This window comes from Natrarchaeobius halalkaliphilus (assembly GCF_003841485.1).
Taxonomy (GTDB): domain Archaea; phylum Halobacteriota; class Halobacteria; order Halobacteriales; family Natrialbaceae; genus Natrarchaeobius; species Natrarchaeobius halalkaliphilus.
Map to the genome: position 1 here is coordinate 557,483 of NZ_REFY01000003.1, position 26,167 is coordinate 583,649.

General features: G+C 61.6%; 25 protein-coding genes and 1 tRNA gene. 18 read left to right on the forward strand and 8 right to left on the reverse strand.

All coding sequences use genetic code 11. The features are described from left to right. Positions 1-24: 24 nt before the first annotated feature. A complete protein-coding gene (locus EA462_RS09730) occupies positions 25-636 on the reverse strand; it encodes a DNA-3-methyladenine glycosylase family protein (RefSeq protein WP_124178371.1) in 612 nt (203 codons plus the stop codon). Positions 637-791: 155 nt separating this feature from the next. Here EA462_RS09730 and proC point away from each other — a divergent pair, with 155 nt between their 5' ends. Genes proC through EA462_RS09745 form a run of 3 tightly spaced genes read left to right on the forward strand, consistent with a single transcriptional unit; the run spans position 792 to position 3,715 of the window. After that, complete coding sequence (proC, locus tag EA462_RS09735; RefSeq protein WP_124178372.1) at positions 792-1,568, forward strand: pyrroline-5-carboxylate reductase; 777 nt, start codon at positions 792-794, stop codon at positions 1,566-1,568. Beyond that, positions 1,561-2,394, forward strand: a complete 834-nt coding sequence (proB, locus tag EA462_RS09740; protein ID WP_124178373.1) for a glutamate 5-kinase — start codon at positions 1,561-1,563, stop codon at positions 2,392-2,394. The genes proC and proB overlap by 8 nt, the downstream gene beginning before the upstream one ends. Further along, a complete protein-coding gene (locus tag EA462_RS09745; protein WP_124178374.1) occupies positions 2,387-3,715 on the forward strand; it encodes a glutamate-5-semialdehyde dehydrogenase in 1,329 nt (442 codons plus the stop codon). Before proB ends, EA462_RS09745 begins: the two co-directional genes overlap by 8 nt. A 24-nt stretch (positions 3,716-3,739) precedes the next feature. Here EA462_RS09745 and EA462_RS09750 read toward each other — a convergent pair whose 3' ends face one another. The 3 genes from EA462_RS09750 to EA462_RS09760 all read right to left on the reverse strand — a co-directional run bounded on the left by EA462_RS09750 (position 3,740) and on the right by EA462_RS09760 (position 7,767). Then, positions 3,740-5,083: a RimK family alpha-L-glutamate ligase gene (locus EA462_RS09750; protein WP_124178375.1), complete on the reverse strand. Its 1,344-nt coding sequence runs from the start codon at positions 5,081-5,083 to the stop codon at positions 3,740-3,742. Positions 5,084-5,166: 83 nt separating this feature from the next. After that, positions 5,167-6,636, reverse strand: coding sequence for a flippase (locus tag EA462_RS09755; protein ID WP_124178376.1), 1,470 nt, complete (start codon positions 6,634-6,636; stop codon positions 5,167-5,169). A 381-nt stretch (positions 6,637-7,017) separates the two neighbouring features. After that, positions 7,018-7,767 (reverse strand): GNAT family N-acetyltransferase, encoded by a 750-nt coding sequence (locus EA462_RS09760; RefSeq protein WP_124178377.1) that lies wholly within the window; start codon positions 7,765-7,767, stop codon positions 7,018-7,020. 180 nt (positions 7,768-7,947) lie between these two features. On the opposite strand from EA462_RS09760, the gene EA462_RS09765 reads away from it, so the two are divergent. The 5 genes from EA462_RS09765 (at position 7,948) to EA462_RS09785 (ending at position 12,694) form a co-directional block, all read left to right on the forward strand. After that, positions 7,948-9,042 (forward strand): succinylglutamate desuccinylase/aspartoacylase family protein, encoded by a 1,095-nt coding sequence (locus tag EA462_RS09765; protein ID WP_124178378.1) that lies wholly within the window; start codon positions 7,948-7,950, stop codon positions 9,040-9,042. Positions 9,043-9,177: 135 nt separating this feature from the next. Then, positions 9,178-9,606, forward strand: a complete 429-nt coding sequence (sdhC, locus tag EA462_RS09770) for a succinate dehydrogenase, cytochrome b556 subunit (RefSeq protein WP_124178379.1) — start codon at positions 9,178-9,180, stop codon at positions 9,604-9,606. Then, positions 9,606-9,971, forward strand: coding sequence for a succinate dehydrogenase (locus EA462_RS09775; protein WP_124178380.1), 366 nt, complete (start codon positions 9,606-9,608; stop codon positions 9,969-9,971). Before sdhC ends, EA462_RS09775 begins: the two co-directional genes overlap by 1 nt. A gap of 1 nt (position 9,972) precedes the next feature. Further along, entirely contained in the window at positions 9,973-10,857 is an 885-nt protein-coding gene (locus EA462_RS09780; RefSeq protein WP_124178381.1) for a succinate dehydrogenase/fumarate reductase iron-sulfur subunit, read from the forward strand. A gap of 1 nt (position 10,858) precedes the next feature. Further along, the gene (locus tag EA462_RS09785) at positions 10,859-12,694 is read left to right on the forward strand and encodes an FAD-binding protein (protein ID WP_124178382.1); all 1,836 of its coding nucleotides are present in this window, start codon (positions 10,859-10,861) and stop codon (positions 12,692-12,694) included. 77 nt (positions 12,695-12,771) lie between these two features. Here EA462_RS09785 and EA462_RS09790 read toward each other — a convergent pair whose 3' ends face one another. Continuing rightward, positions 12,772-12,966 carry a XapX domain-containing protein gene (locus EA462_RS09790; RefSeq protein WP_124178383.1) on the reverse strand — a complete coding sequence of 65 codons (195 nt, stop codon included), beginning with the start codon at positions 12,964-12,966 and terminating at the stop codon, positions 12,772-12,774. 284 nt (positions 12,967-13,250) lie between these two features. Here EA462_RS09790 and EA462_RS09795 point away from each other — a divergent pair, with 284 nt between their 5' ends. Beyond that, positions 13,251-13,475, forward strand: coding sequence for a helix-turn-helix domain-containing protein (locus EA462_RS09795; RefSeq protein WP_124178384.1), 225 nt, complete (start codon positions 13,251-13,253; stop codon positions 13,473-13,475). A 29-nt stretch (positions 13,476-13,504) separates the two neighbouring features. Here EA462_RS09795 and EA462_RS09800 read toward each other — a convergent pair whose 3' ends face one another. Both EA462_RS09800 and EA462_RS09805 read right to left on the reverse strand, forming a co-directional pair. After that, entirely contained in the window at positions 13,505-14,320 is an 816-nt protein-coding gene (locus EA462_RS09800; protein ID WP_124178385.1) for an HD domain-containing protein, read from the reverse strand. A gap of 58 nt (positions 14,321-14,378) precedes the next feature. Further along, entirely contained in the window at positions 14,379-14,858 is a 480-nt protein-coding gene (locus EA462_RS09805; protein WP_124178386.1) for a redoxin domain-containing protein, read from the reverse strand. Between the two features lie 441 nt (positions 14,859-15,299). Here EA462_RS09805 and tatA point away from each other — a divergent pair, with 441 nt between their 5' ends. The 9 genes from tatA to EA462_RS09850 all read left to right on the forward strand — a co-directional run bounded on the left by tatA (position 15,300) and on the right by EA462_RS09850 (position 24,855). Further along, positions 15,300-15,617 carry a twin-arginine translocase TatA/TatE family subunit gene (tatA, locus tag EA462_RS09810; protein ID WP_124178387.1) on the forward strand — a complete coding sequence of 106 codons (318 nt, stop codon included), beginning with the start codon at positions 15,300-15,302 and terminating at the stop codon, positions 15,615-15,617. A 12-nt stretch (positions 15,618-15,629) separates the two neighbouring features. Next, a tRNA-Arg gene (locus tag EA462_RS09815) sits at positions 15,630-15,702 on the forward strand. 356 nt (positions 15,703-16,058) lie between these two features. Beyond that, positions 16,059-19,433, forward strand: coding sequence for an ATPase, T2SS/T4P/T4SS family (locus EA462_RS09820; RefSeq protein ID WP_124178388.1), 3,375 nt, complete (start codon positions 16,059-16,061; stop codon positions 19,431-19,433). After that, entirely contained in the window at positions 19,430-21,496 is a 2,067-nt protein-coding gene (locus EA462_RS09825; protein WP_124178389.1) for a type II secretion system F family protein, read from the forward strand. Before EA462_RS09820 ends, EA462_RS09825 begins: the two co-directional genes overlap by 4 nt. Before the next feature lies 1 nt (position 21,497). Then, positions 21,498-22,052, forward strand: a complete 555-nt coding sequence (locus tag EA462_RS09830) for a DUF7287 family protein (RefSeq protein WP_124178390.1) — start codon at positions 21,498-21,500, stop codon at positions 22,050-22,052. A 1-nt stretch (position 22,053) separates the two neighbouring features. After that, positions 22,054-22,692 (forward strand): DUF7288 family protein, encoded by a 639-nt coding sequence (locus EA462_RS09835; protein ID WP_124178391.1) that lies wholly within the window; start codon positions 22,054-22,056, stop codon positions 22,690-22,692. Continuing rightward, entirely contained in the window at positions 22,686-23,591 is a 906-nt protein-coding gene (locus tag EA462_RS09840) for a DUF7261 family protein (protein WP_124178392.1), read from the forward strand. The genes EA462_RS09835 and EA462_RS09840 overlap by 7 nt, the downstream gene beginning before the upstream one ends. After that, entirely contained in the window at positions 23,588-24,070 is a 483-nt protein-coding gene (locus EA462_RS09845; protein ID WP_124178393.1) for a DUF7266 family protein, read from the forward strand. The genes EA462_RS09840 and EA462_RS09845 overlap by 4 nt, the downstream gene beginning before the upstream one ends. Then, positions 24,067-24,855 carry a DUF7289 family protein gene (locus tag EA462_RS09850; RefSeq protein ID WP_124178394.1) on the forward strand — a complete coding sequence of 263 codons (789 nt, stop codon included), beginning with the start codon at positions 24,067-24,069 and terminating at the stop codon, positions 24,853-24,855. The genes EA462_RS09845 and EA462_RS09850 overlap by 4 nt, the downstream gene beginning before the upstream one ends. Before the next feature lie 14 nt (positions 24,856-24,869). Here EA462_RS09850 and EA462_RS09855 read toward each other — a convergent pair whose 3' ends face one another. Next, positions 24,870-26,135, reverse strand: coding sequence for a hypothetical protein (locus EA462_RS09855; protein ID WP_124178395.1), 1,266 nt, complete (start codon positions 26,133-26,135; stop codon positions 24,870-24,872). Between the last annotated feature and the right edge of the window lie 32 nt (positions 26,136-26,167).

Consider the following 26,167-nt stretch of genomic DNA (forward strand, 5'->3'; position numbering starts at 1 on the left):
AGTGGTTCCTCGCACGGTCGTCGATCAGGACTCGTACTCCGCCCAGACGTACCGCGTCGCGAGGCTTCGATGCGGCCGCCAGGGTCTGGCGATTTCGCGCATCTCCGCTCGAGTCAGTTCCTGTCCGTCGTTGTATAGGGTCTCGATCCCGCGCCGGACGGCGAGGTCACCGAGCGGGAGGACGTCCGGCCGCTGAAGGACGAAGATGAGGTACATTCGGGCCGTCCACGGGCCGACGCCCGCGATCCGCGTCAGCTCCGCTCGCACCTCGTCGTCGGCGTGGTCGGCCAGCCCCGAACGCGTCAGGTCTCGCTCGAGAAACGCTCGAGCGGCGTTTCGGACGAAGTCGACTTTCGTTCGCGAGAGACCGGCGTCCCGGAGGTCGTCGCTGGAGGCCGTAAGTACCGCGTCGGGCGTGACCTCATCGTCGAGGACCGAAAACACGCGGTCGCGGACCGCGGCCGCGCTCGCGCTCGATAACTGCTGGTTGATGATCGACACGCAGAGGCGCTTGAACTCGTTTTCGGCGGGCTCGAGCGGATCGAGGTCGTGGCGGTCCATCACGGCGGCAAGTACGGGGTCCGATCCGAGCACGGACGCTCCGTCCTGACTCGTCTCGGTGTCGGGTTCGACCATCGTTCGAACGGAAGTACGGGCGACGGACCAAAAGGATCGTGGTCGACCGAGACGGAGATCCGATTCGATCGCGAGCGAGTCGCCGTCGAGGACGCTGGCGGTCGCTTCGAAATCAAAGTTGCTATGTGCCCCTCGCCCCGTCGAATGGACATAGAATGGTACGTGCCAGCGTCATCGGATGTGGAAACATGGGGAGTGCCCTCGTTCGAGGGCTTTCGCGGACCGGCAAACACACGATTACGGCGTACGATATCGATCCGGACGCGCTCGCGGCGGTCGAGGATCACTGCGCGGAGACGACGACCGATATCGAGCGTGCGACCGAACCCGATCTCGTCATCGTCGCCGTCAAACCCGATCTCGTCGCCGTCGTTCTCGAGGATCTCGACCTCTCGTCGGACCAGACGCTCGTCTCTATCGCCGCCGGCGTTCCGACGGAGTTCATAGAGGACCGAACGGACGCGACGGTCGTTCGAATCATGCCGAACCTGGCCGCCGAGACCGGCGACATGGCGGCCGCGGTGACCGGATCGGAGATCCCCGACGAGGTCAGGGCGCTCCTCGACGACGTGGGCGAGTACGTCGAGATCGACGAGGCCCGGATGGACATCGCGACGGCGGTCAACGGCAGCGGTCCGGCGTTCGTGTTCTATCTCATCGGCGCGATGAAAGGTGCCGGGGTCGACGCCGGACTCGAGGCCGATCAGGCCGAAACGCTCGCGGCACAGACGTTCAAGGGCGCAGCGGAGACGATTCTCCGGTCGGAAGAGTCGATCGAGGATCTGATCGACGCCGTCTGCTCGCCCAAGGGGACGACGATCGAGGGCATGGAGGTCCTCTGGGACAGCGCCGTCGAAGCGGAGGTCGGAGACGCGGTCGCCGCGGCCGAACGTCGCTCGAGAGAACTCGCGACGGAGTTTACGGATGAGTAATACGGCCGAACCCGGTGCCGTCGAGGCGGCGAGACGGCTCGCGATGGACGCCGAGCGGGTCGTCGTCAAGGCTGGAACGAACTCGCTGACCGACGAGGAGTCGAACCTCGACAACGAGAAGCTGGATAAGCTCGTCGACGACGTCGTCTCCCTGCTCGACCAGGACAGGGACGTTCTGTTCGTCTCCTCGGGCGCGGTCGGAGCCGGGACGGGTCGGGTCGGCTACACCGACGATACGGTCGAAGCCTCACAGGCGCTGTCGACCGTCGGCCAGTCCCACCTCATGCACCGGTATACGGAGAGTTTCGGGCGATACGACCGGAAAGTCGCCCAGATACTGCTGACGCAAAACGATCTGGACAACCCGGATCGGTTCACCAACTTCAAAAACACGGTCGAGACGCTGCTCGAGTGGGGTATCGTTCCGATCATCAACGAAAACGACGCCGTCGCCACCGAGGAGATCCGCATTGGCGACAACGACATGCTCTCGTCGTCCGTCGCGATCGGCGTCGACAGCGATCTGCTCGTGACGCTGACCGACGTCGGCGGCGTCTATACGAGCAATCCGAAAGAGGACCCCGACGCGGAGCGAATCGAGGCCGTCGGACGCAACTACGCGGACGTCCAGACGCTGGTCGATCGGAGCTCGTCGGCCAGTTTCGGCGGCATCCAGACGAAGGTGTCCGGCGCGCGAACCGTAAGCGAACACGGAATTCCGGCCGTCATCGCGAAGTCGACCGAAGCGGACGTCCTCGAGAAGATCGTTGCTGGCAAGGCAGTCGGGACACTATTCGTACCACCCAACGGATCAACCGATGACTGAGAAATCCACCGAATCCAAGGTCGAAGAGGCACAGACCGCCGCCCTGGAGCTTGCGAAGTACTCCAACGACGAGCGTTCGCGCGCGATCCGCTCGATCGCCGATGCGATCGACGCCCGCCGCGACGAGATCATCGCGGCGAACGCGACGGACGTCGAGGAGGCGGAGCGACTCCTCGAGGCCGGCGAGTACAGTCGGGCGCTCGTCGACCGGCTGAAGCTCTCGCCGTCGAAACTCGAGAGTATCACGGACATGGTCCGAAGCGTGGCCGGTCAGGACGACCCCCTGGGGAAGACCCAGACCGCGCGACGGCTCGACGATGATCTCGAACTCTACAAACAGACGGTTCCGATCGGCGTCATCGGAACGATCTTCGAGTCGCGTCCGGACGCGCTCGTCCAGATCGCAGCTCTCGCGCTCAAGTCGGGCAACGCGGTCATCTTAAAAGGGGGGAGCGAGGCGAGCGAGTCGAACAGGGTCCTGTTCGAGATCATCCGGGAGGCGACGAGCGAAGCGCCGGCGGGCTGGGCCCAGCTCGTCGAGGCCCGAGCGGACGTCGACGCGTTGCTCGAGATGGACGACTCGATCGATCTGGTCATGCCGCGCGGTAGCTCCGCGTTCGTCAGCTACATTCAGGACAACACGAGCATCCCCGTCCTCGGCCACACGGAGGGAGTCTGTCACGTCTACGTCGACAGCGAGGCGGATCTCGAGATGGCGACGGAGATCGCCTACGACGCGAAGGTGCAGTATCCCGCGGTGTGTAATGCGGTCGAGACTCTGCTGGTCCACGAGGAGGTCGCGGAAGCGTTCCTCCCTGCGACGATCGACCGGTACGCTGAGGCGGGCGTCGAACTCCGGGGCGACGACGCCTCGCGGACGATCGTCGACATCGACGCGGCGACCGAGGAGGACTGGGCGACCGAGTACGGCGATCTGATCCTCTCGATAACCGTCGTCGACTCGCTCGAGGCGGCGCTCTCTCACGTCAACGCCTACGGCTCGAAGCACACGGAGTCGATCGTCACGGAGGATTCGGATCGGGCGGCGACGTTCATGCGGAGTCTCGACTCCGCGAGCGTCTTTCACAACGCCTCGACCCGGTTCAGCGACGGCTACCGCTTCGGTCTCGGTGCGGAGGTCGGCATCAGCACCGGCAAAATCCACGCCCGCGGCCCCGTCGGTCTCGAGGGGCTGACGACCTACCAGTACTACCTCGAGGGCGACGGGCAGGTCGTCGGAACGTATGCGGGCGCGGACGCCAAGGAATTCGTTCACGAGGACTTCGACGGCTCGTGGACGCCCGGCTCGCGCTCTCGGTGAACCGTCTTCGAAAATCGAGTTTCGTTACTCCTCTTCTTCCGGCGTGTCGGACGCGTCGCGGTCGGTTCGTCGGCTGACGTCGACCCGGTAGTTTTCGAGGATGTCCCGACCGAGCAGGACGGGGTAGTCCATGTGACCGCGGTCCTCGACGCTCGCGGTGACGGTGTGTTGGTTTCCGCCGACGCCGACGACGACGTCGACCACGGGGCGACTCTTTGCGGTCTTCGAGCTGCCGGATCTGATCCGGGTGATCGACTTGATCGGACCGGCCCCGATGTCGGCGGCGAGGGCGGTGTCGATGCTCGTTCGGGTCGCGCCAGTGTCGGACTTCGCGAGGACGGATTTCGAGCCGCTCGTTCCCGAGAGGACGACGTCTTCGGTGTAGCCGATGACGGCCGTTTCCTCGGTTCCCGCGCTCGTCTGAACCGGCTGTGCCGTCGGCTGGGAATCGTCGAGGACGTTCGAGAGTTCCGCGACGCGCTCCTCGTCGACCTCGCCGCCGCCGCGTTCGATCGCGAGCTTTGCGATGTGTGGTGCGGGGCTGATGTGGGTCGCCTCGTACAGTCCCTTGAAGCCGGCCGTCGGATTGACCTCGAGGACGAACCAGCCGTCGTTGCTCTCGACGAGGTCGACGCCCGCGTAGTCGAGGTCGACGGCGTCGGCCGCGCGTCGTGCGAGGTCACGAACCTCCTCGGGAAGGTCCTCGGTCGCGTCCTCGACGCTGCCGCCGAGTGCGACGTTCGTGCGCCAGTCGTTGTCCGGCGCATAGCGGTACATCGCGGCGATGATCTCGCCGCCGACGACGTAGACGCGAACGTCGCGGTGGCGGGAGTCGTCCCGGTCGATGAGTTCCTGGAGGAACGCATACCGGTTCCCGACTTTCGCGTTGACCGGCTCGTTCGGGCCGACCTTCCACGTTCCGCCGCCGTGGGTTCCGATCGCCGTCTTGTAGACCGCCTCCTCGCCGTATCGGTCGCGGACGGCGTTCAATCGTTCGCTGTTGAGCGAAAGCGTGACGTCCGGCGTCCGAACGTCGTTCGCAGAGAGCGTCGTCGCCGTCGAGAGTTTGTGGATCGCCGTCAGCACCGAGGCGGGCTCGTTGAGCATCGGAACGAGCTGTTTGAACGTGTTCGCGAGGCCGAGTTCCTCGGCGGGCTGTTCGGTGTTCGAGAGCAACATCCGATTCGCGATCACGTCGACTGACGGCTCGAGGGAGACGGTTCCGTCCTCGACGCTGACGGACGTGTTCTCGTTGCGAAGCCACTCGGTGTCGTGGCCGAGGGATTCGACTGCGTTGAGGATCGCTTTCGTCTCTTTGCTCGTATGCAAACTTAATACGCCCACAGTAACTGGATCGACGCCGGTCATAGCGGATACACACAAACCAGTCGGATAAGTATTCCCAGTTGTCCGTACGTAGGGACGCTCTTACCCACGTTTGTCTTTCACAATCATCCGATGATCGAGCGAACCTCCCGCGGGTCGACGAATCCGCTCGCGATCACGAGCGCGGCCCAGGTGCAAGCGCCGAGCCCGATCGCGATCAGGAGCATCACCACGTTCGAGATCAGCGGCGTCACGAGCGAGACGGCGACGGCCATCGCGGCCGTGATCGTACAGATCAGCGCGATCGACCGCGCGAGTCGACCCACGCGCAACGAGAGCTCGAGGTGGACGATGTAGAGATTGACGACGACGTACACCGAGTGCGTGAGCACGGTCGCAATCGCAGCACCCACGACGCCCATCGTCGGGATGAGTAGAATATTCAGGCCGAAATTGGCCGCCGCGGTTCCGCCTTTCGCGACCGCTCGCGCCCGCGCTCGTCCGAGATAATCCAGGCTGTCGCTCGTCAGGTTCGTGATCGCCTGGAGGACGATAAAGCCCGCGAGAATCTGGAGGACCGGAACGGCACCCGCGTAGTCGGCCCCGAACACCATCGTGATGAACGGCTCAGCGACGATCACGAGACCGGTCGCTGCCGGGATGTACACCAGCATCGTGTGCGTTAGCGACGTCTCGTAGATCTCTCTGGCCTGCTCGAGCTTTCCCGTGGCCTTCTGTTCACCGAAGTTCGGAGAGATGGTAAATCCGAGCGACTCCGCGGGGGCGAGAACGAAGTCCGTGATCTGTTTGCCGAGCGTGTAGAACGCCACCGCGGCGGGCGTCAGGAAGACTCCGACGAGAACCGTATCGATCTGTTTGTCGACCACGTTCGCACTCCGGGTCGCGGTCAGAGGAACGCTGTACTCCGCGAGCCGTCGCGAGAGCCCCTCCTCGTACGTCTCGGCGGGCTCGTACGTTCGGTAGAACTGGAAGTAGAGGACGGTCAGGCCGAACGTGGCGGCGATCGCGTAGCCGACGACGTATCCGAGCAGTGCGCCGAGGGCGCCCAGTCCCAACAGCACGAACGCGACCGCAAAGAGCAATCGCGTCGCGCCGCCGATCGCCTGGACTGCCGCGCTGTAGCCGAGCCGATTGAACCCCTGGAACGCGATCTGGCTGAACACGTTAAACGAGTTGACGATCACGTAGAGAACGCCGGCAGCGAGAAACGGCGCGGCGTTCGGATCGCCAAGGAACACGGCGATTTGTTCGTAGAACAACAACAACGCCCCACAGACCACGCCGAGGGCGGCGAGCTTGTAGGAGACGACAGTCCGCAGCAGGTGCGGGATCTGTCCGGGATCGCTCTCGTTGTATTCCGAGACGTACCGAGCGAGGGACTTCCCGAACCCGAGGTCGGCACACAGCTGGACGACGGCGAGGATTCCGATCGTCCAGTACAGCGCGCCGTAGCCGTCGGGATCGAGCAGGTACCGCGCGAGGACGAACATCAACAGCGCGCTCGAGAGCATGTAGATCGCTCGAGCGACCAGCGTCGCCTTGAAGCCTCGAACGATGTGTTCCCGTGTGTTCATAGCATCATCAGTGGGTTCAAATGGACTCGAGACCGGCCGTGGTCCAATACTTCGATTATCAAAGTGGTGGATTGTAATGCGGATCCAACAGCGCCGCCCGACCGGCCGCCGACGATCGTTCGCGGGCGATATTCGGAGCCCCCATTCGACCGACCCGTCCCCACCCACTTCGTTAGGGCGAGCCGACCGCCGGGAACTCGAGCAGCGACATCGGTCGAACGAACGGTACAGCGTGGCTACTGACGGTAAGTGATGGGTATTCGATCAGTTCGACCCGGACCGGTGGACACCCGGCAGGGATATCGGATCTCGGTGTGACTTCCCCTGAATCTCGAGCGCGTCGGGTGAAAGCCGAACGTTATCCGGACGTCGGCGGGATCGCTAGAGGTACGACGAGTCCCAGCGGGTCGCTTTCCGCCGGTTTCCACAGACGTTGCACTCGATGCGCCCCATCGAGTCCATCGCGTTGTCGAGCGAGTCGCAGTTTCCACAGAGCCAGGCGTAGCGCTCCGCGCGGTCTGGACTGCCGTAGGCGGTGTAAAAGGGCGCTTTCGAGCCGCGGGCGGCCTCGCCGTAGCTGACGTAGACGACCTCGCCGTCGACCTCGAGTTCGTCGACCGCACCCCAGCCGTCGTCCTCGAGTTCGCCTTCGGCGTAGACGTTCTCGGTGAACGTCTCCGCGCCGATCTCGACCTCGCGCTGGCCCGCGCGCTCGAAGCCGTTGCTCCGGTAGAACTCGTTGCCGCCCTCGTTGTCCTCGAGGACGAAACACTGGATCCCTTCGGCACCCTCCCCGAGGAGGCGCTCTCTCGTTCGAACGAGCAGACGGACTCCGATTCCACCGCCTCGCGTCTCGGGGTCGATGTGAAGCCACAGGAGCCGTCCGGTCCTGTGTTGCTGGCCGATCAGGTCACTCTGTGAGAAGCCGACGATGTCGCCATCGCGTTCGACGACCAGAACGAGCGAGCCGTCGTCTTCGAGCTCGCTCGCGAAGGAGTCACCGTACCACTCCTCGATGGCGTCGTCGACGGTTTCTTCGTCCAGAAAGTCGGTGTACGTCGAGCCGAGCGAACGGTGAGCGAGCGAGCGGATCGTGTCGACGTCGGAGTCTGTGGCCTCTCGAATCTCCATGTCTGGTGGTAACACATCGATATACAAAACCTATGCCCACGTCGAGCCTCGGTCGACCGCCTCCGCCCGCGGGTCACGACGGCGGATTCCCCCTCGAGATTACACGGCGCTCCGGGGGGACGCGTTCTGTCCGTCCACCGAGAAGACAAGGTTCACGTCGCTTCCCGACCAGGCGTCCGTATGAACGACGAGGCCTCGAGCGGCGAGGCGCCCGACGGGCGATCCGACTCGGATTCGATCGAGGGTGTGTTCACCTACAACGGCGGTCGAGTCGATCCCGGCGAGTCGACGAACATCCGGTACAGCATCAGCGAGACGTATCTCGGTGATCCCGTCAAGATCCCCGTCACGGTGATCAACGGCAGACACCCCGGACCGACGGTCTTCCTCTCGGCGGCGGCACACGGCGACGAACTCAACGGGATCGAAGTCGTCCGCGAGGTGGCCCACGACTGGGACCACTCCGAACTCTACGGAACGCTGATCTGTCTGCCGGTGATGAACGTGCCGGGATTTCTCGCACAGGAACGATATCTCCCGATATACGACCGGGACCTGAACCGATCGTTCCCCGGTCGGGAAGGATCGACCAGCGCCCGGCGCATGGCACACGAGATCTTCACCAACTTCATCGAGCCGTGCGATCTCGGAATCGACTTTCACACGTCGACTCGCGGCCGAACGAACATGCTTCACGTCCGTGCGGACATGAGCGATTCGATCGTCTCCCGGCTCGCCAACGCCTACAGCTCCAACGTCATCATCGCCGGCGACGGTGCGTCGGGAACCCTCCGACGGGAGGCGACCGAGGCCGGCATCCCGACGATCACCGTCGAGATGGGAGAGGCCCATCGGTTCCAGCGCCGCCTGATCGACCGCGCGCTGACCGGCGTCGCGAGCGTCCTCGCCGAGTTCGGCCTCCATCGGGACTCGTCGGTCCACTGGCCGGGCTGGCGGACGATCATCGACGACGACGACGAAAAGACCTGGCTGCGCGCCGACGCGGGCGGCATCGTCGACATGAAGCAGGGACGCGGCGCCCTCGTCGAGGAAGACGACGTGATCTGTACCATCACGAATCCGTTCAAAGAAGAGGACGAGGTCGTCACCGTCGACGCTCCGTTCACCGGCCTCATCGTCGGCGTTCTCGAGAACCCCGTCGTCTATCCGGGCAATCCGCTCTGCCACCTCGTCGGGCTCTCGCCCGATACGCGCATCGCCCTCGAGCGAGAACGGACGGCCGAGCGGTCTCGAGCGGACCTTCGGTCGAGCTAACCTGATTCTCAGCTGAACGAAACGGTTTCCACGAAACGCTCGAGTGAACCGTCTCGGAGTCGAGCCTCGAGGTTTCCCGTAGAAGCCGCAAAAGTAACTTCTATACCTCCACGGTCTAACCGTCCACGTGAGCGTATGAGTCAGTCTTACAATCGCGGTCTCGTCGAGGACTTCGGTCGCTGGAAGGAGTTCTCGGCCGGCATGTGGGCGTGGATCTTCCACAAGTTTACCGGGTGGATACTGATCGGCTACCTGTTCACCCACATCGCCGTGTTGAGTACAGCAATCGGTGCAGCGAGCGGTGATCCATCACTTATTCAACAGGAGACGGACGTCTACACGACGACGATTCAGGGACTCGAGAGTCTCTTCATCGTCCGCGTGATGGAAGTCGGTCTGCTCGCGGTCGCCGTCTTCCACATCCTGAACGGGCTTCGACTGCTGATGGTCGACCTCGGTATCGGACTCGAGGCACAGGACAAGAGTTTCTACGCCTCGCTGATACTGACGGGAGTTATCACCGTCGCGAGCGTTCCGACGTTCATGAGAGGGGTGGGTTTCTAATGGCGGAGCGATACTCGTCGTTCGCCCCCGGCGGGACCGCGTGGCTCCTCCAGCGTGTCACGGCGGCGTTTCTCGTCGTCGTCCTCGCCTTCCACTTCTTCCAGTTGCACTTCGTCAATCACGCCGCTGACGTCACGTTCCTCGGAACGCAAGCGCGCATGGAGAACGTCGGCTACTTCCTCACGATGGTATTGTTCCTCATCGCGGGGACGTTCCACGGCGTCAACGGCGTCTACAACGCACTCGTCAACCAGGGCCTCGAGGGCACCCAGAAGAAGATCGTACTCGCCGTGCTGACGATCGCAAGTGTCGCACTGATCGTCCAGGGTATCTGGGTTGCACTCGCCATGGCGGGGATGATCTAACATGAGTACACAACAAGAACAACCACGCGAACCCGAATCGCAAGAGGCACCGAAAGACCCGGAGATGAAGGGGTCCAAGTCGCCACAGCAAGAGCGACTCCGGAAGAAAGAAGCGGGACTGGCCGACGAGCGATCGGAAGCCGAAGCCGAAGCGACGGGCGAGACGGTCCACATCAAAGTGTTCCGTTACGATCCCGAGGTCGAAGCCAAACAGGAACCGCGCTTCGACGACTTCCACGTCCCCTTCGAGAAGGGGATGACCGTCCTCGACGCGGTCATGTACGCCCGCGACGAGTTCGACTCCTCGCTGACGTTCCGACACTCCTGTCGACAGGCGGTCTGTGGCTCCGACGCGTTCTTCGTCAACGGCACCCAGAAACTCGGCTGCAAAACGCAGATTTCCGATCTGGAACAGCCGGTTCGTATCGAACCGCTCCCCCACCAGGAGGTCGTCAAGGACCTGGTCGTCGACATGGATCACTTCTACGACCAGATGCACGCCGTCGAGCCCTACTTCCAGCAGGAAGACCTTCCCGAGGGCGAACTCGAAGAGCAGCGCCAGTCGCGTGAAAACCGCGAGAAAGTCAAGATGTCCACGCGATGTATCTGGTGTGGTGCGTGTATGTCCTCGTGTAACATCGCGGCGGGTGACAACGAGTATCTCGGCCCGGCGGCGATCAACAAAGCCTACCGCTTTGCGATGGACGAACGCGAGGACGAGGAGATCAAAGAGCACCGACTCCGCATTCTCGAGCAGGAACACGGCGTCTGGCGGTGCCAGACTCAGTTCTCCTGTACGGAAGTGTGTCCGAAAGACATCCCGCTGACCGAGCACATTCAGGAGCTCAAGCGGGAGGCCGTGAAGAAAAACCTGAAGTTCTGGTAATATGTACGAACACGACGTTATCGTGGTCGGCGCGGGCGGTGCCGGCCTCCGAGCCGCGATCGCAGCGAACGAGGCGGGAGCCGACACGGCGATCGTCTCGAAACTTCACCCGGTCCGCAGTCACACCGGCGCAGCGGAGGGCGGAATCAACGCCGCACTCAGAGAGGGGGACGACTGGGAACTCCACGCCTACGACACGATGAAAGGGTCGGACTACCTGGGCGACGCGCCGGCCGTCGAGACCCTCGCACAGAACGCACCAGACGAGACGGTCAACTTAGAACACTGGGGAATGCCGTTCTCTCGCGAGGACGACGGCCGCGTCTCCCAGCGCCCGTTCGGCGGTCTCTCGTTCCCGCGGACGACGTACGCCGGCGCGGAAACCGGCCACCACCTGTTACACGTGATGTACGAACAGGTCGTCAAACGCGGCATCCAGGTCTACGACGAGTGGTACGTGATGAACCTCGCGACGACCGACGAGGAGGATCCGAACGACCGCCAGTGTGAGGGTATCGTCGCCTACGATGTCCAGTCCGGAAACGTGGAGGGCTTCAAGGCCAACCGGGGTGTCATCCTCGCGACCGGCGGTCCCGGACAGGCGTTCGACCACACCACCAACGCCGTCTCCTGTACCGGCGACGGCCACGCGATGGCTTACCGTGCCGGTGCGCCGCTCGAGGACATGGAGTTCATCCAGTTCCATCCGACCTCGCTACCGTCGACGGGCGTCCTCATTTCGGAGGGCGTCCGCGGCGAGGGTGGAATCCTCTACAACGAGGGCGGCGAGCGGTTCATGTTCGAGTACGGCTACGCGAACAACGACGGCGAACTCGCGAGCCGCGACGTCGTCGCCCGAGCCGAACTCACCGAGGTCGGAGAGGGCCGCGGCGTCAACGACGAGTACGTCCACCTCGACATGCGCCACCTCGGTGAGGAGCGCATCACCGACCGCCTCGAGAACATCCTCCATCTCGCGGAGGACTTCGAGGGCGTCGACGGCCTCGTCGAACCGATGCCGGTCAAACCCGGCCAGCACTACGCGATGGGCGGCATCGACGTCGACGAACACGGCCAGACCTGTATCGACGGACTCTACGCCGCCGGCGAGTGTGCGTGTGTCTCCGTCCACGGAGCCAACCGCCTCGGCGGAAACGCGCTGCCCGAACTGATCGTCTTCGGCAAGCGCGCCGGTCGCCACGCCGCGGGCGAGGACCTCGGGGAGCCGGAGATCCGGACCGGATACGGTGACGACGTCGAGGACGAAACCGACACCGAACTGCCGGTCCAGCCCGGGTCGGCCGGCCTGGGGACGGGCGACGACGTCGCCGCAGACGGCGGCGTTACCGCCGAGGTCGACGTCCTCGAGCACGCCGTCGAACGCGAGCGCGAGCGCGTCGAACACCTGATGAACAAAGACACCGGCGTCCAGCACGCCGAGATCCGCTCGAAGCTCCAGAGCGCGATGACCGACTACGTCAACGTCTTCCGGACCGGCGACGGCATCAAGAACGCGCTGAAGATCATCCGCGAGTGCCGCAAGGAGTACCAGGACGTCTACGTCGACGATCCGTCGAGGACGTTCAACACGGACCTCCAGCAGACCTACGAGACGCGAAACCTGATCGACGTCGCGGAGACGATCGCGCTGGGCGCGCTCGTCCGCAACGAGTTCCGCGGAGCCCACTGGCGACAGGAGAACCAGATCCGCGACGACGAGAACTGGCTCAAGCACACGCTCGTCTCCTGGGACGACGGCGAACCCGCAATCTTCTATCGACCAGTCATCCTCGAGGGCGGAGACAAGACCTACGAGCCGAAAGAACGCAGCTACTGAGACGGGCTCCCGTCAGTATTTTCGGTCTTATCGTGATCGTCGGGCGGCTATCCGGTACTGACTTACAGCAGACCGTATCAGGCACCGAGCGCCTCGAGGAGGTCGACGCCCACGTCGAAGTGATCGATCAGCCTGTACCCGACGTAGATTCCGACGATGCCCATCAAGCCGGGTAGTTCCGGCGGAGCGGGAATCGGGATGTTCAGGAACCGAAACAATGCGCCGGTGAGCAAGCCGGTCAACAGCGCCAGAACGGTGATCTGCGTCGTCATCGTATGTACCGACGGACGCCAGTCGTTGAAGCGTTTTCGACGGCACCAACAGGGGAACGCGACCGTATCAGCCCGCGACCGCTGGCGGTTCGTTCGCGAGGTGATTTCCGGTACGACGATCGTACAATCACCGATTCAGACGGAAACGACCGTCAAAAGGTGTTTCGCTCGGATTCGGGACGAACAGCTCGAGTTCGAGTCCCCGCATTCGGCCGGATCGAAGCAGGGATATCGACGATCGTTGTAACACAACTTTATTATCGTCGAAACCCAGGGATTCGAGTATGAACTCGAGCGTGGCCGCGGAAATCGAGATCTCGATTCCGCAGGAGATCAGTTCCGCGCAGGCGAAACTGGTCTACTATTATCTGGCGACGAACGGCGGCGGAACGGTCGACGATCTTCACGACGAACTCGATATCAGCAAGGGAACCGCACTCTCGATCACCGGAACGCTTCGTGACCAGGGACACGTAGAGCGGATTGACGGCCGGTACGAGCTCGTCTGATCGGTCGACCGGAGACGGCGAGCGAACGACTACAGCTCGATTCGTTCGACCAGCTGTTCGTGCGTTTCGTTCGTGTTGACCGCCACGATTCGGATACTGTCCTCGAGTCCCGAGCCCCGGAGTTTCGCCTTCAACAGGTTATCGACCTGATACACGCCGGCGGCGTTCGTCATCGCGATTTCGACGAGCACCGGACTCGTTTCGCCTTCGTGTAACGAGACGCGCTTGATCGCCTGACTCGAAAGCGTGTTGATTCCCCGACCGCCGTGTTCGTAGGGAATACGCGATCGGCCGCTTTCCATGTCGAGCGCGTCGGAGACGCGGATAACGCCTGCTTCAGTCGTCAGCGGCGTTTCTGCCGTGTGATGACAGAGGATCGCGTGCAACACTTCGCCCTTCACTCGAACGGTATCTGCAACGTCGTAGAACTCCGCGAGCACCCGGTCGAGGACGTTGGCTGCCAGCGGGATCGAGTAGTAGACGTGCTCGTCCCGGTGGACGACGTGGCCGATGTCGTGTAGCGTCGCCGCGAGGGCGATGATGACCGACTCGTCTTCTTCCTCCAGTCCCTGCTGGCGAGCGCCGTTGAAATCCACGTCGCTCGCTTTGAGCAGATCGTACAGACACAGGGCGCGATTGCGGACGATCTCGATGTGTTTTTGCCCGTGATCGTTGTACTGCATCCGATCGACCGCGTTGACGTTCTGTGCCTCGAGATAGGTCTGGATCTCCTCGTCGTCGTCGACGTACTCGAGGATCGCGTTCAGTTTTTCGTCCGGGAAGTTGTGATCGGCCCCGGGGGAGTAAACACGGTAGGACTCCGTTTCTGCGTCGGGATCGCTCATACGTCCCCGTCGGCAGCCGGCTAAAAAAGCTCTCCGACGAGAACTCGATCGGACGGATTCAGGCTGCCTCTTCGACCGCCGCTTCGACTTCGGCGTACTCGGGTTCGATGCCGGGATCGTCGCTCACCCACGAGTAGACGATCTCGCCGTCGGCGTCGACGACGAACACCGACCGCTTTGCGACGCCGTACACTCCGAGATCGTCGAAGTCCATCTCGATTCCGTACTCTCCGATAACCTCGCCGTTGAAATCGCTCAGCAGGCCGAACTCGAGGTCGTTTTGCTCGCGGAACTCGTTGAGCGAGAACGGCGAGTCACGGCTGATACCGTAGACGGAGGCGTCGACGGCCTCGAACGCCGAGAGTCGTCCCTGAAACGTACACATCTCGTCCGTACAGACGCCCGTGAACGCGCCGGGAAAGAACGCGAGAACGACCGGCGCTTCCTCCTCGAGCGCCGCCGAGAGGGTGAACGAATCGACGTCGCCGTTTGCAAGCGGTACCGTGAAATCGGGTGCAGTGTCGCCAGTTTCTGGCATCGGTTGCTCCTTACATTCTGGACGGAAAGACAGTTTCGTTCGCGGAACGGAGTCGACCGGGACTGGCACGTCGAGTTCGGAATGACTTCGAGTTCGGAATAAGGTCGTTCACGCGAAATTCGACGCGCCGAGATTTCACGATCGTACCACCAGCGTTTTGACGGCGTAAGCGGCGTTTCACTGCACCGCGAACGCGTTATTGCACACGTGGCCCCTCCACGAAACGGACGTGTTCCGAACGCCGATCTCAGTCCGAATCGGACACAACGCAGCGAACACTGAACGCGGCTCGAGACGTGAGCCACGGCGGTCGGTGGAGCTGGCCACTCACCGACCGCACTCGAGTGGGGATGTATTGACGTTCGACGAGCGCTATCGCCTCTCGCTTACCTGTTCGGTCCAAAAAGGTTATAATTGCCAGCCGGTAAGCCACGCATAGAGATGGTAGCCGAAATCGCACCGCTGTTCATCCCTGGAGCACCCGGGGGTCCGGAACTACTGATCATCCTTTTCATCGCCATTTTGCTCTTCGGGGCAAACAAGATCCCGAAGCTGGCTCGATCGACCGGGGAGGCTATGGGCGAATTCCAGAAGGGACGTGAAAAGGTCGAAACTGAACTCGAGGATATGCGTGACGGAGACTTCGAGGAACTCGACGAGGACGAGGACACCGAGTTCGTCGACACGGAGCCGGTCACGACCGAGGAAGCCGAGACCGATGCTGAAATCGAGACCGATACTGAAACCGAAACGAACTGAGCCGTTTTCCTGGGGCGTGTGGCCTAGCGGAGAGGGCAGAAGGTTCCTAACCTTCTGATCGCGGGTTCGAATCCCGCCACGCCCGTGCAGCGAGCCACACAGCGGCGAGCGAACCGGCATGGCGAGATTCGTGAACCCTGCCAGTCGCAGCGCGAACGTAGCGAGTGATCGTTCGGCGGGAATCGATCCACAGACGACGCAGGTCGAGTGCCTCGGGAGCGTGACCACAAGGCTGTTCACCGAAAACTCACGTTGAAATATCGGTGGTAGCGCCGATCATTATTTTGTTTCTGAAAATACGGAGCCCGATACGGGTTTGGTCCGTGGCTATTTATGGAAAAACAATGGCTTTTTCGCTGGTAATACGTCTCACTGCTGGGATTATCAGGGGTGATAATGTGCACATGAATTTTTTGAGGGGTGACCGATTGAATGGTACCAATGGCTATTGACGACGCCGATCGGTCGGATGCCGGGGATTTTGCCGAGGGCACGGCATCCGACGACGTATCGGAAGGGCAATCGGGACCCACCGACGGAACCGATTCCCGTTCTGTCGCTCGAGTTGGCGAGTACACCTGGGCAGCGTTCATGCGGGAGTATGGACACGGAGAAGAAGTGTCTACACTCTACCCGTACGAACCGGGATCGAACGCGCCGGGCGAACAGCTCGGCCTCGACACCGACGAAGACGAGTCGTGGGTACCATCGGGCGAAGACTGGGACGACGTCGAGTTCGACCCGGAGGCGTATCTCGGCTTTCCTCCCGACTTACTTTCCGATCGAATCCTTCCGGTCGCCGGGGACAACGCCGAGTTCGTAGAGCAAACGTTCCTCGAGTACGTCGATCCGGAGACGACGCCGGTCGTCAAGGACGTCTGGTCCTGGGAGCACTACAAGTGGGAGTACTACTACGACGAGAACGGTGATCGACCACGGGACGAAGCGGGTGAGATCGTTCCACACGACGAACACGCGGCGCTCGGGTTCGATCCGGGCGCCATCGAGGACGAACTCTCACGCGGAGACGACATCGCGATGGCCCTCGAGGAGATCGTCGACGAGCGAACCGTAAACGTCCAAGAAGACGTAGACGAAGACGAGTTCTTTTCGACCGTCGACGGAGCCACGACCGTCACTAATCGCTACGACCTCGAGAAGGCGGTCCCGTTCGAGAAAAAAACGCACTTTCGGGAGATCGAACGGTACTGGGTGAACAAACCCTACGCCTGCGTCGTTATCTTCCACTCGGAAAAGGAAAACGAGAAGAAATACTACGTCATCGAACCGTACCTCAACGAGATCGAAAGCGATCTTCAGGAGTTCCTCTCCGGAAAGCTCAGACGAGCGATCAAGTACTCCGAGGACGGGATCAAAGAGAAAGCAAGCGAGGACGGAAGACGATCCGTCATCGAAGCGGAAACGAGACGCCTGTTGAAACGGTACGATCTCTTCGAGAAGACGGCCGGGAGCACGAAGGCCGGACTCCTCGAGTCGGTTCGGACGATTCTCGCTGACGACGACGGCGAAGAATCGGAGGAACCAGCCGAACTCGACGGGATCGAGGTTCGACCGGAGCCGATTATTCTGGCCGAAGATCCGGATACGCTGAACGAATACCAGGTCGAAAAGCTCCTCTACCAGCTCAAACGAAATTTTATCGGCTACGAGCGGATCGACGGCATCAAACACGACATCAACGTCGAGGACGTCTCGTGTGATGGATACAACTCGCCCGTATTCGTCTATCACTCGGAGTACGAACAGATCATCAGTAACATCTATCACGGCGAAGACGAACTCGACGACTTCGTCGTAAAGCTGGCACAGCGATCCGGAAAGGGGATCAGCAAACGCCTCCCGCAGGTCGACGCGACGCTACCGGACGGCTCACGCGCACAGTTGACCCTCGGAAAGGAGGTGTCCGACCACGGGACGAACTACACCATCCGACAGTTCAAGGACGTGCCGTTCACTCCGATCGACCTCATCAACTGGAACACCTTCTCGCTCGACGAGATGGCGTTTCTCTGGCTGGCGATCGAAAACCACAAGAGCCTGATCTTCGCGGGCGGGACCGCGTCCGGAAAGACGACCTCGCTGAATGCGGTGTCGCTGTTTATTCCGAGCAACGCAAAGATCGTCTCCATCGAGGACACGCGCGAGGTCGAACTTCCACAGCGAAACTGGATCGCGAGCGTCACTCGCCCGTCGTTCAACGACGACGCGGCGGGCGACGTCGACGAGTTCGATCTGCTCGAGGCCGCACTTCGACAACGTCCGGACTACATCGTGATGGGTGAGATCCGGGGCGAAGAGGGTCGGACGCTGTTTCAGGTCATGTCGACAGGTCACACGACGTACACCACGTTCCACGCGGACTCCGTCGACGAGGTTCTCAAGCGGTTTACGACCGATCCGATCAACGTCTCGAAGACGATGTTCACCGCGCTGGATCTGGTCTCGATTCAGACCCAGACGCGGGTTCACGGCTCGAAGGTCCGCCGAAACAAGTCCCTCACCGAGATCAATCACTACGAGGCGGAACACGACGAGATCAACGTCCAGGACGTCTACCAGTGGCAAGCAGAAACCGACGAGTTCCTCAAGATGGGTGATTCGAACACCCTGGGAGAGATCCAGTTCGACCGCGGCTGGAGCAGAGAGAAACTCGAAGAGGAGCTGTTCAAACGCGAAGTCATCCTCGCCTACCTCATCAAAAACGGGTTGAACACCTACGCCGAGGTCGCAGCGACCGTCCAGGCGTTTATCAACGATCCCGACACGATACTCACCCTCATCGCGAACGGACAACTCGAGGAGAGTCTCACGGATCTTCGGGAGATGGAAAGCGTTCTGATCGACGTCGACAAGGAAAAAGAAGAACTCGTCCCACGTCCCTCCTCGACGACCGAAACGTACAACCTCTCGATGGATTTGCTCGAGCGGGCCGAGGAATCGCTGTTCGAGGAGTACCGTGGGCAGGTTCCGGGCGGCCTCGCGAGCGCACTCGGAGATATCACGGACGATGGACCGACCGAGGTCGAACCGGAGGACGAGTTCGACTTTTCTGGCGGTCTCGACGACGAATGGGGGTTCGACGACGCGACATCGTTCGAGTCCGGGGCCGACACCGGTGGCGACGATCCGTCGTGGGCGGACAACGACGCCGGTTTCGCGACGACCGCCTCGAGCGCAGACGGTCAGCTCGAGCCGGCGGACGCCAGCGTGAGAGAATCGGCTGCCGACCCGGACGAGACGAGCCGAACGGAGGCTGCGGGTATCGAAGACGAGCCGGCTGACGACGACGAACAGCTGGATGGTCTGTTCGACGATATGGACGCCACGCTAGATACGATCGAGCGGGACGAATCCGACCAGCGGACCGCGTCCAGTGGGCCGTCCGCGGGTCGCAGTCCGGAGCCGATGTTCCCCGAAGGCGAGTTGGAGATCGTCTTCGATCCGGACTCCGACGGCGACTCCTCGAGCGAATCTCGCGACGACGCGTCAGTCGCGGACGATCCGGAGGAATCACCGGATCGGAATTCGAGCGGGGATGACGAGCGGATCGACGATGTGACGTCAATCTTCGGAGCTCATCCAAACTCGCCGTTTGGCGGCGAAGCCGAGACGAAAGCCGGCAGCGGAGAGACCGAGCAGAATATCGACGCCGCCGGTGACATCGAGGGCGACGATCCGGGAGGGGGCGACGAACGACTGTTTGGCGGAAGCGACACGTCGCCCGGTGAGGGGTCGATCTTCGACACCGGTGGGGACACCACGGACGAATCCGACGACGAGGAGAGCGACGAATGAGCCTCCAGACCGATGATCGGGGGGCGGGTGGCGACGGCGACGTCTCGGCGCGGTCTGACGTCCTCGGTGATGCGTTCTATCCGCTGTACAGCCGGTTGTTCGATGACGAAAGCGAGTTCGTCGCCGACGTCGAGACGAAACTCGCACAGGCTCGAATGACCGATACCGTCGAACTCTACCTCTCGAGATCGCTCGGTATCGGTGTTATTACGGGCTTTGCACTCTGGTTGCTCGGACTCATGCTCGGCTACGGACTGTTCGCTACTGGTTTCATCCACATCGAACACATTCTGGGCATTCCCGTCGGAAATCAGACCGTTCTCGAGATCATCGACCTCCTTCGGATTCCGGCGCTGGTCGGAGTCACCGGCGTTCTGTTCGGAACGATCGGATTCGCGCTCGGCTTCGGTTCACTCGTTGCGATTCCGTACTCGCGCGTTTCCGCTCGGAAGCGCGAGATAAACATGCTCCTCACCGACTCCGTCTCGTTTATGTACGCGCTGTCGGTCGGCGGGCTGAACCAACTCGAGATCATCGACGCGATGGCCGAAGCCGACGACACCTACGGCGAAGTCTCGATGGAGTTTCAAAGCATCGTCAAGGAGACGGAGTACTTCGGCGTCGACTACCGGACGGCGATCCGAAAGCAAGCGATCGAGACGCCGAGCGACGAGCTGTCGCAGTTTCTGACGGACATGCTCTCGATCGTCAACAGCGGCGGGGACATGCAGAGCTTTCTCGAGGACAAGAAAGAAAAGCACATGCGGACGGCCAAACAGGAACAGGAACTCACCCTCGAGACGCTCGAACTCTTCGGGGAGATGTACATGACGCTGTCGCTGTTTCCGCTGTTGTTGATCATCATCATGGTCGTCATGCAGATGATTCCCCAGGCGGACGTCGCAGACGAAATGCTGTATATGACCGTCTACGCTCTGATTCCGCTGATCGGGATCGCATTTCTCGTGCTGGTCTCGACGGTCAAACACGACGAACCCGGCGACGGCTACCTCACGATGGGAAGCGACGATCGGCGTCATCACGACGTTCAGGATAGCGGCGTTCTCAACCTCGGCTTCGTCGAGCAGTTCACCGGCGACCGGAGCGTTTTCGATCGGATCAAAAACCGGGAGGGTACCTACGAGACCAAGCAGGTCCTACAACAGCCCCATCTCTTCTTCCGGGACAATCCGCTGTATACGCTCGCACTGACCGTTCCGCTCGCGGTCGTCGTCGTTGCCACCGCCATGGTTCGTGGATCGACACCGCTTTCGTGGAACGGACTCCTTGCGAATCCGATCTGGGGAACGTTCATCTACGTCTACGTTCCGCTGTATCTCGTTGCGATTCCGCTCGCGATCTTCCGAGAGTGGAACGTCCGATACAGAACCGCTGTCGTCAGCCAACTCTCAGAAGATCTTCGGAAACTCTCGAGTGCGAACGACACCGGCCTCACCTTACTCGAATCGCTCAAATCCGTTTCGGACACCACCTCCGGAAAGCTGGCGCGGGAGTTCGAAATGATGCACACCAAAGTCAACTACGGAATGAGCCTCAAAGAGGCGTTGATCGAGTTCAACAACACCTACCACATTCCTCGACTTGCACGGACGACGCGACTGATCACCGAAGCACAGGAGGCGTCCAACCAGATTTCGGACGTCCTCCGGACCGCGGCACAGGCGAGCGAAAACCACGACGATATCGAGCGTGAACGCAAGTCTCGAACCCGGATGCAGGTCGTGATCATCATCATGACGTTCATGACGGTGCTCGCCGTGATCGCGATCCTCAAGACACAGTTCATCGACACGATGGCGGGACTTGAAGCGGGCGGCGGTGACACTGCAGCCGATTCGGACGGGGAGTTAGCGCAGGCGGATCTAAGCGAGAACGTCGATATCGACATGTTGTCGGTGCTGTTCTTTCACGCGATTACGCTTCAGGGGATTATTTCGGGTTTCATCTGCGGGTATATCCGCGATGCCGACATCTTGAGCGGAATGAAATACGTGATCGTGCTGGCGACGATCGCACTCTTCGGATGGACGATGGTGGCCTGAGATGACTCGAGAACGACCCGATCCATCCCGGAGTGCAGCGATCGATCGCGAACGACGGGGGCAGACGACCCAGGATTTCGTGGTCGGTATCGGCATATTCGTTCTGGCCGTGGCGTTCGTCTTTACGACGGTCCCGAGCTTCGTCGCCACGCCGACGGGGTCGATCGATGGCGGTGATACCGCACAGATCGACCGGGTCGCCGCGACGATCGTCTCCGATCTCGAGACGGAAACGCCGAACGAACTCGACGGTGAGGCGTTCAACCGGACCTACAGTCACCACTGGAACGACGAAAACGCGACGGAGTGGCTGGGGTTACGAACGAACGCGGACGGTGATCGGTTCGACAGGGTGAACGTCACGGTTCGGAATCTCGCTCTAAGTGGGGCCGACGAACCGGTCGAACTCGAGAGCGGGGTCTCGCTCGCGGCCGGCGACACGTATCGTAACCAGACGGACGTTCGCGTGACGCGAATCGTGACGGTAACGGATATCAACGAGAGCGGCGACCTCGAGCAGGGTGACCCGCTTCGACTCGAGGTGCGGATGTGGTAAGATGAGGACAGGTCGAACCAGAACTCCGGAGGCGACGGCCCAACGGGGCCAGGTCTACACGCTCGAGGGGTTGACTGCCGCGGCGGTCGTCCTGTTTGCCCTGTTGTTCGCGATGCAGGCGGTGGTGATCACGCCGGGGACCGGCGGTGCGGTGGATCGAACCGCCCAGGCACAGAACCAACAGGAGCTACAGGACGCACTGATCGTCGCAGCCCACGCGGACGACGGCGAGGGAACGCTGTCGGAACTGGTCCGCTACTGGGCGAGCGAATCTGAGTTTACCGCTCGCACGTTCGACGAGGATTTCGCGGATCAGTTCGTTCTCGGAGAGATTCTCGACTCACACCTCGCCGGTTCGGGTGCCGGCGATCGGTACGGACTCGAGTTCGTCTATCTCAACGAGAGCGAGCCAGAACGAACGGGGGTTGCAGGATCGACGACTACGGATCCGAGTGCGGTTACGGCGAGCTATACGGTGACGATCTACGAGGGACAAAACATGACGACACTCGAGAACGGTGCGGTCGAGCCGATAGCAGAAAACGGAGCGATAGACGAAGAAGACAGCAGGCTCCCGCCGTCCGAATCGAGTTCGGGACCCGTCTACAACGTCGTGGAGGTTCGAGTGACCACATGGTAGCTCCGACTCGAGACCGCGGTCAGGTAATTCTCATCGGTGCGATCGTCATTGCGTTCGTTATTCTTGGCACCGTCGTCGCGTTCAACGGGCTCGTTCAGACCGAAGAGGCGTCCTCGAGCGCGACGAGCCAGAGTGTAACCCACGCAACAGTGGCCGAATCCGAACTACAACAGGGACTCCAGAATCTCGCAGCCCACGACGTTCAACGCGCCGGCGGATGGGAAGCTATCATCGACGACGAGAGGGTGTCGACTGCGCTCAGAGACGACTCGGAGTGGGAAGACGCCGGTCGCTCTCTGGGCGAACTCCACGGGAACCTCACTCGAAGCGAGCGGGTCGCGGTTACCGATATCCGTGTACACCATGCCGGCGGTGATGAACGCCTCGAGGCGATTTATGGAGAGCGAAATCCCCCCGGCCACGAGGATATTCTGGAACGATCAGCAACTGACGGGTCACGGGTTCTCTCCCTCAATCTCACCGGGTGGACACCGAACATGGACGGTGAGTTGGTGATCCGAGAGACGAACGGACAGACGACGCACGTCGAGATCGAAAGCGGATCGGATCCGACTCCGGTCACCATCAACTCGACGAGTGACCGATTCGCTGGAGAGCGTTCGTGCGAGGCTGACGCGGTCGACCTCGTCACCGGTACCATCGAAAACGCGGCCGGGAGCTGTGACGAGATGGCGATCGTCGATAGCTCCCGTGAGTACGAGTACATCGAATCGCGAGAGGGCAACGGACAGTTTACGTACGATCTGGTCGCGATCGGTGACGTCGTTGGCGAAGACGACGGTGTGTCCGCGTCGGTAACCGTTACGTATACCTACCACTCGAACGATCTGCGCGCGGAACGAACGACGACGGTCGATCTCTACGGTGATCTCGAATGAGGGACACCCTCACTCGAGACGAACGCGGCCTCTCAACCGCAGTTACGCACGTCCTGACGATGGGGATCACGACGGTTCTCGTCGCCGGATTGCTCGTGAGTTCGGGAACGCTCATCGACCATCAGACAGATCGAAGCGCCGAGCAATCGCTCGAGACGATCGGTGAACGGCTGGCAGGAGAGATCACGCACGTCGACCGACTGGCAAGCGACGGTGACAGCGTAACCGTGATCGCCACTCATCCACGGACGATCGCGGGCTCGACGTATCGAGTCGGGATCGAAGACAGCCGGACCTGCGCCGGGGAACCACTCCTGGACGGGAGTACGGTGTGTCTTCGGTTGAGTTCGACCGACGCAGACGCCGAGGTCTTCGTCCCCATCTCGAACGAGAGCGAGCTGAACTCAGAAAGCCTCGTCACCGGCGGAACGATCGAGATCGAACACAACGGAACGACGAACGAGATCGAACTCCAATGATCGGATCACGACCCACTCGAGCGAGATGGTCGGACCGCCGCGGAATCACGGAAGTTCTGAGTTTCGTCCTCGTCTTCGCCATCGTCTTTCTCTCCGTGCTCCTGGTCGGCGTGGGTGGCTTCGGAGCGATCAGTGAGTACCAAGAACACGAGCGACTCGCGAGCGCACAACTGGCGATCGAAACGTTTGCAGAAAACGGAAACGATCTCGCTCGAAGCGACGGCGTGACCGACCGGACGGGGGCGCTTGGACTCCAGACGGGGACCGTCTCGCCGGGCGAACGCGGGACGACACTGAACGTGACGGTGTTCGACGACGATGGAGACGCCTGGAACTGGAGCGAGGACTATCCCGATGAGGACCTCGGTGCGTTCGCCTACCGGACCGGTTCGGAGGCGATCGTCTACGAAGGCGGTGGTGTCTTTCGGACCGGGGGAGACGGCTCGAGCGCCGTCGTCTCGGATCCGATGATCACCTGCCGTGAGAACGTTGCGGTGATCACGCTCGTAAAACTCACCCACGACGACCGAACGATCCAGAGCGACCAGCGTCTCACATTCGCGCTCGAACAGGACCGAGCCAACACCACGAGAGCGTACTACGACGAGGCGGAGAACGTGACGATCGAGATCGAAGGCGGGCCGTCTTCGGGTGGCTGGGAGATGTTCTTCGAAAACGAAGAGCGCTGGACGTTCGACGAAGACGACGAGCGTTGGGCGTGTGCCAGTGATCGAGTCTCGATCGACGTGGTCGAAATCGGGATCGACTATTCGGAACTCGAGTAATCGACGGGACGCGGTTACGACGACTCCCAGTCGCCGGTCAACATCGCCCGCAATCCGGCTCGAGCAGCGAGTGTTCGTACCCGTTCCGCGTGATCTTCGATATTACCGCCGGTCTCGATCGAGAGACCGTTCGAAAGCTGGCGTGGTGCGATCATCGACGAACCGTCGTCACGGGTCGGCCCGTCGTTCAGAACGGTCGGTTGGCCGTCGGCCGGACTCCAGGGAACGGTAAGCTCGGACAATCCGCGTTCGAAAAGGTACTCGGCGGCGTGGACGAGCGCCTGCTCGGAACTCGAGTGACCGATCGCCCCGATCGAACCACCGTCGCCGAAGAACCGAACGACGTACTCGCCGGTTCGTCCCTCGGACCGATCGCGGTCGGACCCCTCGTTCGACGCTGACCCATCGTCTACCGGCGATTCGCCGCCGGAGCGGTCAGCGGTGGCCGATCGATCGTCGGGTGTATCGTCGAATTCTCTCGAGGCGGTCGATTCTGCGAACTGCAGGGAAACGTCTCCAGGGTCCGTTTTCGAGTCGCGATCGGTCTGGTTCTTCGAATCACGATCCGACTGTTTCGGCGGCTGGCGTTTCGCGTTCGATCCGCCATCTTCTCCGTCACCATCCTCCACACACTCTCGCTCGAGTCGATCGTATTCGTCGTCCGAGAACGCGACGATGAGTCGATCGAGGAATCGATCGGTCGCCGCTTCGAACTCCTCGAGGTGCTGGGTATCGCCACCGGCCGCCCCGTTCAACTGTTCGACGATCGACTCGAGGACCGTCGAGTGCTCGAGTGCGAGTCGTCTCGCGACGACGGCGGTTCCCAGTTCGTCGACGCGTCGGTCGATCGCCCCTCGAGAGAAGTGTTCGATCGACGATTCGTGATCCGTGAGGGAGGGTAACCGACAGACGAGGCGCTCGACGTTCGTCGTTCCGGCGAGCAAGGCGTAGTCGCGGCCGTTGGTGTAGATCGCTCGATCGACCCCCGTCCAGGACATGGCCTCGAGAAGCGCCGTTGCGCGTGATTCCTCGAGAGAATCCTCGTACGCCTCGACGGCGACGAACAGGGCTGGTATCGACTCCACGGCGAGAACGTACTCGAGGTGGACGCCCTCGACGGTATCGTCGACGGCTTCGGTGTCGGCGTGGACGTCCCAGCCTAGCGACTCGAGGAAGGGCTCGACGAGCCAGCGTCGGGTTTCGCGTGCGGTCGTCGGCGGTTCGGAGTCGACCAGCGTCCGCGAACGGGAAACGAACGGGCGGAGGTCGGTGCCGGTCATCGTACGGGAGTATTCCGCCAACCATCATGTAG

Excerpts from the sequence above, each read along its gene's own strand:
- EA462_RS09730 (WP_124178371.1), bottom strand. The coding sequence starts at position 636 with ATGGTCGAACCCGACACCGAGACGAGTCAGGACGGAGCGTCCGTGCTC.
- proC (WP_124178372.1), top strand. The coding sequence starts at position 792 with ATGGTACGTGCCAGCGTCATCGGATGTGGAAACATGGGGAGTGCCCTC.
- proB (WP_124178373.1), top strand. The coding sequence starts at position 1,561 with ATGAGTAATACGGCCGAACCCGGTGCCGTCGAGGCGGCGAGACGGCTC.
- EA462_RS09745 (WP_124178374.1), top strand. The coding sequence starts at position 2,387 with ATGACTGAGAAATCCACCGAATCCAAGGTCGAAGAGGCACAGACCGCC.
- EA462_RS09750 (WP_124178375.1), bottom strand. The coding sequence starts at position 5,083 with ATGACCGGCGTCGATCCAGTTACTGTGGGCGTATTAAGTTTGCATACG.
- EA462_RS09755 (WP_124178376.1), bottom strand. The coding sequence starts at position 6,636 with ATGAACACACGGGAACACATCGTTCGAGGCTTCAAGGCGACGCTGGTC.
- EA462_RS09760 (WP_124178377.1), bottom strand. The coding sequence starts at position 7,767 with ATGGAGATTCGAGAGGCCACAGACTCCGACGTCGACACGATCCGCTCG.
- EA462_RS09765 (WP_124178378.1), top strand. The coding sequence starts at position 7,948 with ATGAACGACGAGGCCTCGAGCGGCGAGGCGCCCGACGGGCGATCCGAC.
- sdhC (WP_124178379.1), top strand. The coding sequence starts at position 9,178 with ATGAGTCAGTCTTACAATCGCGGTCTCGTCGAGGACTTCGGTCGCTGG.
- EA462_RS09775 (WP_124178380.1), top strand. The coding sequence starts at position 9,606 with ATGGCGGAGCGATACTCGTCGTTCGCCCCCGGCGGGACCGCGTGGCTC.
- EA462_RS09780 (WP_124178381.1), top strand. The coding sequence starts at position 9,973 with ATGAGTACACAACAAGAACAACCACGCGAACCCGAATCGCAAGAGGCA.
- EA462_RS09785 (WP_124178382.1), top strand. The coding sequence starts at position 10,859 with ATGTACGAACACGACGTTATCGTGGTCGGCGCGGGCGGTGCCGGCCTC.
- EA462_RS09790 (WP_124178383.1), bottom strand. The coding sequence starts at position 12,966 with ATGACGACGCAGATCACCGTTCTGGCGCTGTTGACCGGCTTGCTCACC.
- EA462_RS09795 (WP_124178384.1), top strand. The coding sequence starts at position 13,251 with ATGAACTCGAGCGTGGCCGCGGAAATCGAGATCTCGATTCCGCAGGAG.
- EA462_RS09800 (WP_124178385.1), bottom strand. The coding sequence starts at position 14,320 with ATGAGCGATCCCGACGCAGAAACGGAGTCCTACCGTGTTTACTCCCCC.
- EA462_RS09805 (WP_124178386.1), bottom strand. The coding sequence starts at position 14,858 with ATGCCAGAAACTGGCGACACTGCACCCGATTTCACGGTACCGCTTGCA.
- tatA (WP_124178387.1), top strand. The coding sequence starts at position 15,300 with ATGGTAGCCGAAATCGCACCGCTGTTCATCCCTGGAGCACCCGGGGGT.
- EA462_RS09820 (WP_124178388.1), top strand. The coding sequence starts at position 16,059 with ATGGCTATTGACGACGCCGATCGGTCGGATGCCGGGGATTTTGCCGAG.
- EA462_RS09825 (WP_124178389.1), top strand. The coding sequence starts at position 19,430 with ATGAGCCTCCAGACCGATGATCGGGGGGCGGGTGGCGACGGCGACGTC.
- EA462_RS09830 (WP_124178390.1), top strand. The coding sequence starts at position 21,498 with ATGACTCGAGAACGACCCGATCCATCCCGGAGTGCAGCGATCGATCGC.
- EA462_RS09835 (WP_124178391.1), top strand. The coding sequence starts at position 22,054 with ATGAGGACAGGTCGAACCAGAACTCCGGAGGCGACGGCCCAACGGGGC.
- EA462_RS09840 (WP_124178392.1), top strand. The coding sequence starts at position 22,686 with ATGGTAGCTCCGACTCGAGACCGCGGTCAGGTAATTCTCATCGGTGCG.
- EA462_RS09845 (WP_124178393.1), top strand. The coding sequence starts at position 23,588 with ATGAGGGACACCCTCACTCGAGACGAACGCGGCCTCTCAACCGCAGTT.
- EA462_RS09850 (WP_124178394.1), top strand. The coding sequence starts at position 24,067 with ATGATCGGATCACGACCCACTCGAGCGAGATGGTCGGACCGCCGCGGA.
- EA462_RS09855 (WP_124178395.1), bottom strand. The coding sequence starts at position 26,135 with ATGACCGGCACCGACCTCCGCCCGTTCGTTTCCCGTTCGCGGACGCTG.